Consider the following 14180-nt stretch of genomic DNA (forward strand, 5'->3'; position numbering starts at 1 on the left):
CTGTAGAGCTCACATAAACACTTGATATGTGAGCCAACAAGCGACTTATCTCAAAAATTTAAATTATGCTTGATAAAAAGAAGCTGAACATACAGTAAGTCTTTGAGTTATAAAAGGAGTCAGCCTATGCATTTAGAGCGAATTGAAATTTCTGGATTCAGAGGAATTAAACGTTTATCGCTCTCTTTTGATGAACTCACCACCTTAATAGGTGAAAACACGTGGGGTAAGTCCTCATTACTAGACGCATTATCTGTCGTTTTACCCGCCAATGGCATGCCTTATCAATTTGAAATGCAAGACTTTCATGTCGACTACTCTATTGCCCACCAGCAAACCCAACATTTACAAATTATTTTAAGTTTTGTTTCAACCGAAAAAAATGAATCTCGATCAGGGCGTTATCGTAAATTAAGACCACTTTGGGTCGATGATGAAAACGGTGACAAGCGTATTTTTTATCGGATAAGTGGCACACTGGATCGTCACCAAGTTACTACTCAATATCTTTTTTTAGATATTGAGGGTAATCCGCTCCCTCTTCATCATTCAGAAAAACTCGCCCAAGAGTTGATGAGCCTTCATCCTGTGATCCGCCTAAAAGATTCAAGACGTTTTGAACGCCCATTCATTAACGGTAATGGAAAAAATGCACGGGTAGAAAAACGTATCGATAATACCTGTCGTCGCTTACTTGCGATTCCTGGGCATGTCAATAAAGGTGAGATGAAAAGCAGCCTTAATTCGATGAATATTTTGGTCAATCATTATTTTTCATTCAAAAGTCAAACTCGCAAAAATCCGAGGCAACAACGTGATAGTTTAGTTTACTCAAGCCCTAAAACAGACAAGAACATAAGTCAGGTTGTTGAAGAAACAAAAAACAAACAAACTCGTCTTTTATTGATGGGGCTGCTCAATGCCTACCTTCAAGCCAAAGGGCCAACAGACTTAAGACGCTGTGCTCGACCTTTGCTCATTTTGGAAGATCCCGAAGGTCGTTTGCATCCAACTCATTTAGCACGCGCTTGGAGTTTACTCGAACTGCTTCCAATGCAAAAAATACTCACCACCAACAGTGGTGAGCTGCTGGGTTCGGTACCTTTACACTCTATTCGCCGTTTGGTGAGAACTTCTGATCGCACCACTGTAACATCAATGCCTTCACGAGGTTTAAACCAAGATGAACTACGTAGAATTGGATTTCATATACGTTTTCATCGTTCTGGAGCCTTGTTTGCTCGTTGCTGGTTATTAGTTGAAGGCGAAACGGAAGTATGGCTATTCAGTGAACTAGCACGTCAATGTGGCTACAACTTAGCCGCTGAGGGTGTACAAATTATAGAATTTGCTCAGTCAGGCTTGAAATCGTTAATTAAAGTGGCCAAAGCCTTTGGAATTGATTGGCATGTGGTCACAGATGGAGACCCTGCCGGCAAAAAATATTCGGCAACTGTTCGTGGAATGCTATCTGGTGATCAGGAAAGACATCGTCTGACAGAATTACCTGACCGAGATATTGAGCATTTCCTCTATTCTCATGGGTTTGAAAACTTTTTCAAAGATATGATCAAAATTCCGTACGACCACCCTATTCCAGCGAAAAAAGTGGTCACGCGTGTATTGAAGAAACACGCGAAGCCAGACTTAGCTTTAGCTATTGTTTCCCACTGTGAACTACAAGGTATTGAATGTATTCCCGTACTTTTACGTTGGACATTAAAGCGTGTCATTACGATGGCTAACGGCAATACTCAGTTCTAAAAAAAGGCACACATTGCTGTGTGCCTTGTACCATATTCATTCGGCATTATATAGGGACAATAAATACCGAAGACTAATATCAACAATTTTGATGAATCGATACAAATCAATCGGGGGTAGCCTTTTCTTAAACCAACGCCACACAATACCTTATAGGGAAAACCATTAAGACTGTGTTTCGGCAACGGCTTTGTCGTTAAGAGCCGGCTGTTTTGATCGCTGATGTAACCACATTCCACTTGCCTTCATTGCGTAACCGAATACACCGCCCAAAATAAGAGAAGGAACCACGACTTGCCAGTCACCGCCTGCGGCAAATGTTGCACAAGAACCAATAAATGTACCGGGGATGTAACTTAGCCATGTTTTGGAAGCTTGAATGCACATTAAAAATGCCACTATAGCAGTGATAACATAACCCAAAATATCTAGGCTAACTGAACTTGATGTATGAATAATCACCATTGCCCAAAATACACCACTGATATTGGTCATCAAACTTACTGCTAACCCTTTTATCCCATCCGTTGGAGAGGCGAAATAGCTAGTGCAGCCAAGAAAACCAGCCCACGAAAGCAGCCCTAATGAAACGGCAATCCAACCCCAAACACCGGAAAGAATTCCAGTGGTCAATGAAATGGCAAATAATGTACTCATAGCACCCTCATTTGAGCCGAACAAACCGCACGAGATTAAAATAAAGTGCAGTATTGCGATGGCATCAGTGAATCAAGTGGGCATACTAGAGTATAACCAATCAATATCTAGTGACTCTCATCACATAAATATTGCAATAGATTTATATTTCTCATCAAAAAATAGACGCAAACGGTAAATCAACAGATTTAGGAAATATGTTCTTTGTAAGAAGTGAACTTAAAGGACACTTGGTTTACCTTTCATCATTCTTAACCCTTCACGTTTAATACATTCAACCAAAGGGTTTTCAGCCATATCGGCACGCCAAATAAAAGAAAGCGTTCTTTCCATATTCAATTCAGGCACATTGAGAGCAACTAAGTTCCCAGCATTGATAAAGCGTTCAACATCTAGATACGGTAAGCATGTCAAATAAGGACCATTAGCAACCATACTACGTAATACAGGAACGTGTTCGTACTCCCGCCATACGTCTAAATCTGCAATGAGTTTGTGAATGGTACTATCAAATACTTTTCTCGTGCCGGATCCATGTTCTCGAAGTACCCACTTTGCTTGTTCGAGTTGCGCAAGACTCACAGTTTCACGCTTCGCAAACGGGTGATGTGCTGATGCAACTACGGTCAGGTGATCTCGACACCATACATCTTGGTGAATTCGATTATCGTCACAACGGCCTTCAATGACACCAAGGTCATATTTGTAATCAAGTATGCCATCTATCACCCCTTTCGTACTTTGTACTCCTAGGTCAATTCGCATCTCTGGAAAGTCGTTATCAAGAATACTGATGAGGTCTGGGACTAAGTGTTCGGCTGGCGTCTGACTGGCCCCTAAACGTATTTCACCACTAAGAAGATGTTGCTCATAAAACCCCATTTCTATTTGCTGAGCATCTTGTAATAAACGCTTTGCTTTGGGTCTCAACCACATCCCCCAATGGGTCAATGCCATTTGCTTTCCCTGCCTTTCAAACAAAGGTCGCCCTAACATTTTTTCCAGTTGTGCAAGCGACATACTGGTCGCTGATTGTGTTAGCGCTAGTTTGTCTGCAGCTTGGCTGACGCTACCACTATCGGCAACTGCGTCAAATACTGCTAATTGTTTGAGTGAATACCGCACTGCTAATCCTATTTAGTTTCATTTTCTTCTGCGTATTTAACCTTAGTTTTTAAGGTGATATATGCGCAAGCGGTTTCATTTTACACCTTCATTTATGCATATCAAATTATTTGATGATGATTTTAAAAATTATCAATTTTACCACTACATACTCAACTGGTTAGTCTGTTTAGGAAGCAAGGCATGATGCGTTGTTTTTACTCTTACATTAACTAGGAGGTAAATATGAAAATGAGTTTTGGGAGACACTATGTCAGCGGCCTACTCTGAAAATAAACAACTGTTCTCACCTGTTGAGATGATGGCTGAAGCGGAAAAATTCGCTTTAAGTAAAGCTAAGAAATCCAGCGGTATGACTTTAAGCTTGGCTATTATGGCTGGCGCATTTATTGGCTTAGCCTTTTTGTTTTACATTACGGTCACAACGGGTAGTGCCAATGCTGGTTGGGGATTAAGTCGATTAGCTGGTGGTTTGGCCTTCAGTATGGGTCTTATCTTAATTGTGATTTGCGGTGGTGAACTATTCACAAGTTCCGTGTTATCGAGCATTTCTTGGGCAAACAAGCAAATCAGCTTCGGCAAAATGTTGTCTATTTGGGGCAAAGTTTACGTCGGCAACTTCATTGGTGCCATGCTATTACTGGTTTTAGTTACTGGTGCTGGCCTTTATCAAATGGATGGTGGGCAATGGGGACTAAATGCGCTCAATATTGCACAGCACAAGTTGCATCACACCACAATTCAAGCATTTTCATTAGGGATTCTCTGTAACTTATTGGTTTGTCTTGCAATTTGGCTCACTTTTAGCTCTGCCAATGCCATGACAAAAGCAGCGATGACCATCATGCCTGTCGCGATGTTCGTATCCAGTGGATTTGAACACTGTGTCGCTAACATGTTTATGGTGCCTTTAGGTATTGTGATTCAAAACTTTGCTCCAGACAGTTTCTGGCAACAAATTGGTGTGAATGCAAGTCACTATGCCGATCTCAACATCTATCACTTTATTACCGCAAATCTAATCCCTGTAACGTTAGGCAATATCGTTGGCGGAGCGGTGCTGGTTGGTTTAGCCAACTGGAGTATTTTCCGACGTCCGCAACTCAAAGCTGCCAACATCCAATCTATTACAAAAACTGCAACAATCACGTCAGTTAAGGAAACTAAAATGAACAAAACGACAATGGTCCAAGACATCATGAATACCCAACCAATCACTCTGGGCGTTGAAATGCCAACGGCTGTTGCGGTTGATATGCTTTTAGATAACCAGCTTGATAGTGCTCCAGTTGTCGATGTGGAAGGTCGCTTAGTAGGATTTTTCTCCGCTCATGATGTGATGGTCGACTTATGGTGCCAAGATTACATTCCAACAGCAGACCAAAAAGTGGTTGATTTGATGAGTCGTGACGTTGTGGCTATCGATGCTTCTGACCGTCTAATCGATATTGCAGAATTCTTATGTATTGATAAGGAGCAGCTATACCCAACGACAAGCATGGGTATTGCTACTCGCTTTAGCTCACTATCACTAGAGGAGCGCGCAAAAAGCATGAAAGTCAGCAAGCCGCAAAACCTGCCCGTTCTAGACAATGGTAAATTTGTCGGAATGCTGACTCGTAATCACGTACTTCAAGCATTACGCCCTATTTATGGTGAACGCTTAACGGTTGTGGAAGAACGCTCTTTAGAAATCGCTTAGCCCTCAATTTTGGTCAGGAAATAAGTCGCTTGACTAAAAGCAAAAAGACCCCGCTTGCGGGGTCTATCTATTGGTAGTAGGTCGTAACGAATAGTAGTTTGTAGTAGCTAGCGCCACCATCGCCCTGCATGTGATTGCTCGGGATCAAACCAACGATTTAATAGCGCTAAGTGAGTGTCAAAAATGATTAAATATGACTCAATCATCTGTGGTGATTGCTCGCAATGCGTGGCCTCAATACACTCTCTGAGTAGCTCTATACTCGATACCAAAAAAGACCACTTCTCGCTTTGTTGGATAAGTGCATTCATACGATTTAGCGCAGAATTCGCAATACGGTAAGGTTGAGACCTTACCGACTCTAAATCTCTCGTAAAAGAATGCCTTACAACACCTTCAAGATAAACACGATACGTTGTCAGTTCATCGCATAATAGAAACAATTGAGCTTCTAAATGCTGATAGGGATATTGAGCAACAAAGTGTCGGCTGATGTCATAGTCGACCAATACAGTTAGGCCTGACTGCTCACAGCGTTTTTTTAGAGTTCCAAGAAGACCTTGTTCATCCATCAACTGTTGTATTTCAAAAATACGCTGGAGGTGATAATCACTAGAGATAAAGGTAACGTGTAATTGATTACCGGCTTGCAGTTGACCAGTTTTTAGCAATTCAATCGCTAAATTTTCAATATTTTCCACTGTATTGGTTGAAGACTCTTCTAACAAAATATGGTTGCGATTCAATAAATTCGACAAACCACCACGTTGATTTGAACATTCATCGACTTGGCTTACCAAATAGCGATACATCGCCGACGCTTCTGACACCGTTTGTCCTTTGGTTACTCCACCACAGAATGCAAGCACGCTATTATCTATTTCATTACACCGTAACGCCATCACCAATCTATCGATACGACTTTGCCCCTCTAAAGTGAGTTGGTCCGCGGCAAGGCGCTTACCCAACACCACATAAATTTTCTTTGTATTGTTGCTACTCGTATCTTCTGGGTTCATTTTCTACCTAAAAAGTTAAATAACTAAAATGACCAAAACCATCTTATGCCCTTCTTATTCAAAGCTGAAAGTTACCAATCATCTCAGGGATACATTGAAAACAGGCTAATCAATAATTTTACTCATGCGTGACAACACTCAAGGGAAACGTTTGCCTTGATTATACATTAGCGAAACATGATTTATACATTAGAAAAACTCGTGCATAAAGTGACATTTCTGCGATAATCGCGCCAAATTACAAACGCCTGACAGTGATAAAATAATCAGGAATAAATTATTAATATCACTATATATCGAGATAATTATGTGGAATAAACTCAATAAATCAATGATGTTTTGCCAAATGATGTTTGGCTTGTCGTTTTACGGTGTGATGGTAATCCTCACGCGTTTTTTCCTAGAAGATCTAGGTTATAACGAAGCGGATACCATGATGGTTGTCGGTGCGTTTTCATCGATTGGCCCTTTGTTTGCTATTGCTGGTGGATTTATCGCAGATAAATTCCTTGGTGCATATCGCTCATTAACTATTGCCTATGGTGCATTTGCAACGGGTTATGTGCTATTGGTTCTAGGTGCTTCTGCGACCAATGTCCCAATGGCTTTAGCTGGTATTGCACTTGCGAGTTACGCTCGTGGTTTGATGTCTCCTTCGTACCCCAGTTTGTATAAACGCACTTTTAAATCGCAAGAAGACTTCGAAAACTGCTACCCAATCAACTACTCAGTCAATAATGTTGGGGCACTACTTGGTCAATACCTATTTCCAATGTTTGTTTTGGCTATCGGTTTTAACGGTAGCTTTATGCTTTCTGCTATTTTGGCAGCGTGCGCATTTGCAACACTAATTATTTTCAATAAACCATTGGTTGGTGTAGCCGCTGAAATTGACCAAAATAAGGTTAGCAAAAAGAACTGGTTGGCTTTCTTAGTGCTTTCTTGCGCGATGGTGGGACTGGTATTTTTCATGTTCTCTAATATGGATATCGGCCAAAACATCGTCTATGCGATCGGTGCAGCCGCTATTTTATATTTCATAACATTAATGCTAAAAGCACAAAAATCAGACGCGCTGAAGATGGGAGCCATCCTTATCATGACGCTGCTCACTACTTGTTTCTTTGTTTACTACGGTCAAATGATGACTTCCATGACCATGGTAACAATCAACACAATGCGTGGTGACTTGTTTGGCTTAATCCCAATAGCGCCGGAAGCATCAATGGCGATGAACCCACTATGGTGTATCGTGGCGGGCCCAGTGATTGCGATGACATTCTCATCACTTGAAAAACGTGGCGTTAACTTTTCTACCGCAACGAAAATCGGCTTCGCATTTATTTTTACTGCCATTGCCTTTGGTATTCTAACCATGGCAGTCATGAGTGTCGGCGCAGATGTCGTTATCCGTCCTGAAGTGTTCTTAGTGATCCACTTCTTCCAAGCGTTTGCAGAAGTGATTGTCGGTAGCCTAGTGGTTGCGTTTATCCTTTCGGTCGCGCCTAAACATATCGAAAACTTCTCTGTTAGCTTATTTTCAGTTGCGATTGCCTTAAGTGGCATTGTCGGGGCCGTTTTCTCGACCTCAATAGCATTAGAAAAAGGCCAAGTCATTACCCAACAAATTGTACAAACCGTTTATGGCGATTACTTTAAATTGCTGACCATACTTGCTGTTGTAATGGTTGTGGTAGCGCTGATTGCTTCATTTATTATTAAAAAAATGCTCGAGGCGGCTCAGTCAAACCAGCCTAATGATCTTGTTGAAGCGAAAAGCTAGATTCATTAACACGTTTAAAAAATATCCTCCGGCATAGCCGGAGGTTTTTCATCTGCGCCCTAGTAGGTGCATCGCGATCTGACATTTGCATATGACTATTACTTACGCCCCATAAACGGGCTATCTTAATATGGGAGCGACAAGGGCTAGCAACGACTTCACGGTAGCTTAAATAATCAAGTTCAGGAGGGACACGCCTTGATTCTGGGAACATTTCTAAACGTTCCACTTTATCGAAAACAGACTGAACCAAAAGCTTCGTTGGCTAACGCCGAGCGTTGGGAATCCCTCGTTAACCTTATTTTTTGAGCTTCACAACTTCACCACTCAATGCAACTCCAGCCATCACGGCTCCAGCACCACATTGAAAAGTATCGTTGCTTGAAGTGAGGTTATTTTTGTAATTTGATTTGATATTGACCACCGCATTTCCACCCTCTTTTATCGCTCTGTTTTTAAGAGCAATCATGGCAGAAAGAAAAACCCAATTGCACGCTTCTTCATCTGTTTTATTGAAAGCGTTCGTTTTTTTGTTGGTTTTAAATTCACCTAATTCTTTGAGAACTTTGCCGTAACTCTGCTCGCCAAAGTAAAATGAAACTTCAGAGCCTAATTTAGATTTAGCTACTTCAGAGCTCATTGCTTTTGTAATCGAATAATTACCCACATCATCTCTAGCAAAAGTGTTTGATGAGAAGAAAACCAGTGATGAAAGAGCTAAAATTGTTAATTTTTTCATTGTGATAAATTCCAAAATAATTTGATTGTGACTAGAGCATGACGCTGCATTAGAGGGTGAACAACGCACTGGCCAAGCCGTTGCATTCCACCGTAAAACACTTTACCTGACGCAGAGTAAAACTGCCACGCGTTGAGAATCCACTTAAATTGTTTGTTAGTTTAATTTTTCAGCACTGCACCAAATTAGCAATTTCAGTTATATAGATTATATTTGATCATAACGACCATAAAATCACAGAGTGTGCATTATGCCTTTAGCTAGATTAATTTACGTAAGTACCCTTTCAAAGGACTGCGATTCGATCGCGTTACAAGACATTTTGAACAAATCTCGTGAACACAACGCAATGTGTAACATTACAGGGCTTCTAAGCCACAACGACAAATACTTCATGCAATGCTTGGAAGGCTCCCGTGAAGAGATCAATAAAACTTATAACTATATTATTAATGACCAACGGCATAGCAATGTGACGATTGTGTACTTTGAAGAAATACACTCACGACAATTTGGGGACTGGTCTATGGGAGACGTGCCTCAGTCTCACCTTACTTCTCTTCTTAACCTTCAATTTTCGGGCTCGGATGAATTTAAACCGTATGGACTAACCGGTCAAAGTGCATATTTGATGCTACTTGAACTCAAGCAACACTTACCCTCGGAGTAAGAGGTTAAGCTAACGCAACGTTAAATGGTGAGCAACGCACTGGCCAAGTCGCCGCATTGCACCATAAAACACTTTATTCAACGCATAGTAAAACTGCCACGCGTTGAGAATCCATTTGAATTGTTTGTTAGCCCAATTTTTCCAACGTTAGCGAACGATAACTTCCACAACCAATGCCATTATCTTGATAACCAGCCAGACTTTCAAAGACATTGAAATGAGATACTACTATTACCTTAGAATAATGCGTGTATCTAGATAGAACATTTTCTGCACGGTTTTTAAGTTCACCCCAAGACTCATACGGAACATGGTTAGCCTCCACATTATGTTTCAGTGAGGTGCGATACTCATGCCAACGGCGATCTCTTTCTGAAAGATCTACATAACCACCACCCAAGTCTGCTCGCCACTCTCGTAGGTCATGTTCAACAAAGAGTTCTAAGCCTAGTTCTCGGTTAATAATTTCGGCTGTTTGCAACGCTCTTGTATACGGTGAAGATATGATTACTTCGGCTTTTTCGAGTTGAATTTCTTGAGCAACAGCGTGCAATTCATGTATGTAGTCCCTATTTAAAGGGGCATAATCTTTTTCTAGTTGGGTCATTTTTCGCTCGTCAGATAACGAGTAGTCAGGCACCCCATGCCTTACAAATACAATTTCCATTCGTCTCTAAATCTCCATTTTGACTGCATTGGGCTAACGCCCAATTAAGTGGTGAACAACGCACAGGCCAAGTCGCTGCATTGCACCGTAAAACACTTTACCTGACGCATAGTAAAACTGCCAAGCGTTGGGAATCCCTCTTAAATGTAATGATCCAGCTTTTTTGGAGAGTTTTTAAGCCACTTTTTGCATTTGTTGGTATTTTTCATTTGGCGTTAAATAATCAATCCCACTATGACTTCGTTTATAGTTGTAAAAACGAATGTAGCTCTCTACCTCCATTACGATTGACTGATGATTGATAAAGCTTAATTCGTTTAAACGCTCTGATTTTAAAGAACGAAAAAAACGTTCCATCACAGCATTATCCCAACAACACCCTCGTTTACTCATGCTTTGTGTAATATTTAGCACTTGTAATCTATGCCTATAAGCTCGTGAGCTAAAGTGACATCCTTGATCTGAGTGCAACAGTAATTGAGTTGTGTCGGCTCGTCGTTTTTGGATGGCATTGTCTAATGCGGCCAAAGTTAAATTGGTATCAGGGGAGCGTGACAACGAATATCCGACCACCTCTTTCGTTGCTAGATCTAATACGCATGCCAAGTAACTCCAACCTTGATGGGAACGAATATAGGTCACATCCGTCACCCAATGAGTATTGTGAGTTTCGGGGGTAAACTGCCTTTTCAATATATTAGGTGCATAGATACTTTCTTCACCAACCTCGTTGTAACGATGTCTTTTTTTCGGATACTTAACTGGTATTTCAATGGCTTTCATCAGTCTCGATACTTTTGCTAAACCTATCTTTACATCACTTTTTACCAGTTCTCGGTGTATTCGGCGCTTGCCATAAGTAAAATCAGAATCCTCTGCAATACGGTAAATTCTATCGTGCAGGGTGGTCTCATCAGAGCATACAACTCTCGTATAGTAAAAACAGCTGCTGGCGACGCCAAGCACTCGGCAAAGTTCAGAGATAGTGAATGTTGGGTGCGCCTTCTTCAATTTTCTGACAACGTCAGGCTTTACTGACTTTGTATGAACAAGGCGCTGGCTTTTTTTAATATATCGATGTCTCTTTTGGCTCTAGCAAGTTGTTTTTCCAACTCTTGTATACGTTGCTGCTCTGGTGTTAATGCCACTCTATTAGTGGGTGTCATGCCTAACATTTCTTCTTTATATTGGCGCTTCCAGCGCACTACAGCTGATGAACAAGCACCACTGATATCTTGTATCTGTTGATTGGTGTAACCATCTTCAACCATCATCTTGGCATATTCAAGCTTCTGTTGAGGGGTGATTTGCACTCGTAGTTTTGGTGACATATCAGATTCCTTATAAGTAGTGATAATTATAAGGCTTAAATGCCATCCAAGTTAACCGTACCATTACATAAGGGTCTGAACCAATAAACCAGCAGATTAGCATATCAAATGAAGCCTGTTGGAAAACTTGGAATTTCGCGACGTCAAATAGGTTTAAGATAAAGATATCTACTCGAGAACTTGTTTCTTGGTATTTCCCGTTAACACTTTTTACAACTGACGTGGACACGCCATGACTGGTTAAATATTCTTCAGCTTTTGAAGCTAAGTGTTCATTTACCTCAACACATATAACCTTAGGAACTTTTTTGGCTATTTCCAAAGTACTAAAACCAGCACCACAGCCAATCTCTAGTGCTCGAGTCGCGCTAGGTAAAGTACTTGCCATCCATGTGTAAAAGTTTCTTTTTTCAAACCCAGATGAGTTTTTCGACCACTCATTGGCATATTGTAATTTATTCATTGGTGTTGCATTTTTAAAATCCATTTATACCTCATTAAGTCATTGTATTGGGGGAAAGATAACGCCCAATTAAGGGGTGAGCAACGCCTTCACCCAAACCTAAAGCATTGTGCCATAAACACTAAATTTGAAGTAGAAGCAAAAATGCCAAGCGTTGATAATCCCTCTTAAATTGCTTGTTATGTTTTACCACAAATGACTGATTTATTTGGCAAAGAACTGCACTGTTGACCGCATTTCAAGAAGTCAGTCACACGCCCAAACTCACTTGGCCGACAGATGCACGAAACATAAAACGCGTAAGTCCACTTCCCTGCCCAATGAGGCAACTCGACTTAGTTTCAACAAGCGCCCTCTCTTTCCAACCAAAGCGCAGAACAATGGCAAATTGCCGAGGCAACTGCCAAGCTAACATGCTGATTGGCAAATATGCTCAAAGCGACTTTGAGCCAGTTAAACAAGAAGCCAACCGCCACGACCTGACAATGAAGCACCCACGAACATTGGCATGTTTTACGGCCTGAGTGATTCAAGAACTTAGACCGACAATGTGGATTTGCTGAGTCTACTAGGGACGAGTTGCCAGAGGGACAAAGAACTAGAGCCTAAGACTTTTAAGCCTTTGAAATACAAGTAAACATAACGCCGCGTTAAGTGGTGAGCAACGCGACCACAATCCTAAACCATTGTGCCTTAAACACAAAACTCAACCTAGACCCGAAACTCCCAAGCGTTGGGAATCCGTCTTAAACGCCTAGTTAGCTGCTGCACTTTCGTTAGCAAATTACGCCAAAATGCCTAATTTGAAACACATTATTGCTTTCAAACGGCAAAGTAAAACGGACAGCTGTGAAATTAAAACTTAATCCACGAAATGTGCTTGGCAAAGAAGAAATGACCGAGAAAATCACCATTCCTGAGATCGGTAATTAGCAAAGAATTCTATCGAAAAAGCCAACGACAAAGCACACGAAACAAATTTAAGAATGCATAAATTTCAACACCAAAGAAGCCGCACCAACGAACTTAACAAACACAACATTTCCCGTAAGCAGACTTCGTTAAGTTCAAACACTTCCCGAAAAGTGCCACTGGCGAGATAGTTGATAAGCTGGGATTTGTCCGGTGTGTAGCTAGAAAACCGAAAGCCTTTCCACCCTAAATTCACAGCTTTTCTTAACCCCAGCTAACGCCTTGCTAAGGTGTGAGTAACGCAATACAAAAGCTACCGCACGGCACCTTAATCACCATAAGCCACCGCATAGTAAAAATGCCACGCGTTACGAATCACTCTTAAGCAATTTGTTAGGCAAATTTACCACTCAGACTCTGGATATTGCTCTGGTTTAACACCTACTTCTTTTACCACTTTAGGATACTCTGCGCCATCTGCGAATGGCTTAGGTTTACTGCGAGATTTGGATATCTGAAATATCCAATCATCGCCAAAGTCAAACCAGTAAAATAACCTTTTACCTTTCGGTAGTGGAAACAAACCATATAACTCAGTATCGAGTGAGTATGTGCGGTCATCGAACGATTCTCGACTTGAACCAAATTCTCTACGAGAAATAAAAAATTGAGAGAAGTGGTCATTATCAAAGCCAACGGCATTAAGAATGATCTCATTGAGTTCGCGCAGTGATGTCTTTTGCGACAACTCTATTTCACAACTCCAGTCTTCATAAGCATACATACCTGAGACCAGACTTACTTTAATTGATATGTACATACTTTCCTCATTTGCCTAACGCCAAATTAAGGTGTGAACAACGCTGACACCTTATCTAACGCATTGTGCCATAAACACTAAACCGACTTGAAGTGAGGGCGCCAAGCGTTGTGAATCACTCTTAAATTTCTTGTTAGGCAAATGTTTCGCCCGACTCCTTAGGGTTGGAGCCATATTCATTACTTCCTTCATTTCCGTCAGTTGCTGCGAATATGATAAGCACTATCAATCCAATTAATGGGATCAGCCCAATTAAAACCCACCACCCTGTGCGACCAATATCGTGTAGCCTACGAACAGTAACAGCTATACCTGGAATTAAAACTGCCAACCCGTAAATAGTACCGATAAATACAGTACCCAAGAAGCCATCAACAAACCCCAAAATGAAAGAAAAAATGAGGTTAAATAAAAAGAACATCCAGTATTCCTTTCGTCTAGCCCTTCCACTAAAAACTGCATACTTCTTTAAAGTAAGCGTCGATTTAACCCCACCTACTAATATTTCCGCATGCTCGGCATAGTGAT

14 protein-coding genes and 1 pseudogene are annotated in these 14180 nt (G+C 41.1%); 5 read left to right on the top strand and 10 right to left on the bottom strand.

Annotation, left to right across the window (positions count from 1 at the left end; genetic code table 11):
- Positions 1–126: 126 nt before the first annotated feature.
- Positions 127–1764 (top strand): ATP-dependent endonuclease, encoded by a 1638-nt coding sequence (locus tag MCT08_RS16485; protein WP_168524642.1) that lies wholly within the window; start codon positions 127–129, stop codon positions 1762–1764.
- A 165-nt stretch (positions 1765–1929) separates the two neighbouring features.
- Here the strand turns inward: MCT08_RS16485 and MCT08_RS16490 are convergent, their stop codons facing one another.
- Together MCT08_RS16490 and MCT08_RS16495 are read right to left on the bottom strand one after the other, a co-directional pair.
- Positions 1930–2421, bottom strand: a complete 492-nt coding sequence (locus MCT08_RS16490) for a DUF1097 domain-containing protein (RefSeq protein ID WP_168524641.1) — start codon at positions 2419–2421, stop codon at positions 1930–1932.
- Between the two features lie 219 nt (positions 2422–2640).
- A complete protein-coding gene (locus MCT08_RS16495; RefSeq protein WP_053312118.1) occupies positions 2641–3546 on the bottom strand; it encodes a LysR substrate-binding domain-containing protein in 906 nt (301 codons plus the stop codon).
- Between the two features lie 250 nt (positions 3547–3796).
- On the opposite strand from MCT08_RS16495, the gene focA reads away from it, so the two are divergent.
- A complete protein-coding gene (gene focA, locus MCT08_RS16500) occupies positions 3797–5248 on the top strand; it encodes a formate transporter FocA (protein ID WP_053312119.1) in 1452 nt (483 codons plus the stop codon).
- A gap of 107 nt (positions 5249–5355) precedes the next feature.
- Here focA and MCT08_RS16505 read toward each other — a convergent pair whose 3' ends face one another.
- Positions 5356–6267, bottom strand: coding sequence for a YdcF family protein (locus MCT08_RS16505; RefSeq protein WP_053312120.1), 912 nt, complete (start codon positions 6265–6267; stop codon positions 5356–5358).
- A 307-nt stretch (positions 6268–6574) separates the two neighbouring features.
- Between MCT08_RS16505 and MCT08_RS16510 the strand changes: the two genes are divergently transcribed.
- Positions 6575–8050: a peptide MFS transporter gene (locus MCT08_RS16510; RefSeq protein ID WP_053312121.1), complete on the top strand. Its 1476-nt coding sequence runs from the start codon at positions 6575–6577 to the stop codon at positions 8048–8050.
- Between the two features lie 124 nt (positions 8051–8174).
- Here the strand turns inward: MCT08_RS16510 and MCT08_RS16515 are convergent.
- Positions 8175–8264 (bottom strand): annotated as a pseudogene (locus tag MCT08_RS16515) (type II toxin-antitoxin system RelE/ParE family toxin); the annotation flags it as partial.
- An 84-nt stretch (positions 8265–8348) separates the two neighbouring features.
- Positions 8349–8789, bottom strand: a complete 441-nt coding sequence (locus tag MCT08_RS16520; protein WP_053312122.1) for a hypothetical protein — start codon at positions 8787–8789, stop codon at positions 8349–8351.
- A 250-nt stretch (positions 8790–9039) separates the two neighbouring features.
- Between MCT08_RS16520 and MCT08_RS16525 the strand changes: the two genes are divergently transcribed.
- Positions 9040–9459 (top strand): BLUF domain-containing protein, encoded by a 420-nt coding sequence (locus MCT08_RS16525; protein WP_274678900.1) that lies wholly within the window; start codon positions 9040–9042, stop codon positions 9457–9459.
- A 127-nt stretch (positions 9460–9586) separates the two neighbouring features.
- Here the strand turns inward: MCT08_RS16525 and MCT08_RS16530 are convergent, their stop codons facing one another.
- From MCT08_RS16530 to MCT08_RS16540, 3 genes are all read right to left on the bottom strand, one after another.
- The gene (locus MCT08_RS16530) at positions 9587–10126 is read right to left on the bottom strand and encodes a histidine phosphatase family protein (RefSeq protein ID WP_261914786.1); all 540 of its coding nucleotides are present in this window, start codon (positions 10124–10126) and stop codon (positions 9587–9589) included.
- Between the two features lie 174 nt (positions 10127–10300).
- A protein-coding gene (locus tag MCT08_RS16535) for an IS3-like element ISVa4 family transposase (protein ID WP_088721186.1) occupies positions 10301–11457 on the bottom strand; the annotation gives its coding sequence in 2 pieces (ribosomal slippage) (positions 10301–11196 and positions 11196–11457; 1158 coding nt in all).
- A gap of 10 nt (positions 11458–11467) precedes the next feature.
- Positions 11468–11944: a methyltransferase domain-containing protein gene (locus MCT08_RS16540; RefSeq protein ID WP_274678901.1), complete on the bottom strand. Its 477-nt coding sequence runs from the start codon at positions 11942–11944 to the stop codon at positions 11468–11470.
- Between the two features lie 356 nt (positions 11945–12300).
- Here MCT08_RS16540 and MCT08_RS16545 point away from each other — a divergent pair, with 356 nt between their 5' ends.
- Positions 12301–12444, top strand: a complete 144-nt coding sequence (locus MCT08_RS16545; protein WP_274679092.1) for a hypothetical protein — start codon at positions 12301–12303, stop codon at positions 12442–12444.
- 791 nt (positions 12445–13235) lie between these two features.
- On the opposite strand, the gene MCT08_RS16555 is transcribed toward MCT08_RS16545, so the two are convergent.
- Together MCT08_RS16555 and MCT08_RS16560 are read right to left on the bottom strand one after the other, a co-directional pair.
- Entirely contained in the window at positions 13236–13652 is a 417-nt protein-coding gene (locus MCT08_RS16555) for a plasmid pRiA4b ORF-3 family protein (protein ID WP_168524626.1), read from the bottom strand.
- 133 nt (positions 13653–13785) lie between these two features.
- A complete protein-coding gene (locus MCT08_RS16560) occupies positions 13786–14157 on the bottom strand; it encodes a DUF805 domain-containing protein (RefSeq protein WP_274679080.1) in 372 nt (123 codons plus the stop codon).
- Between the last annotated feature and the right edge of the window lie 23 nt (positions 14158–14180).

The organism is Vibrio aestuarianus, from assembly GCF_028858425.1.
GTDB classification, from domain to species: domain Bacteria; phylum Pseudomonadota; class Gammaproteobacteria; order Enterobacterales; family Vibrionaceae; genus Vibrio; species Vibrio aestuarianus.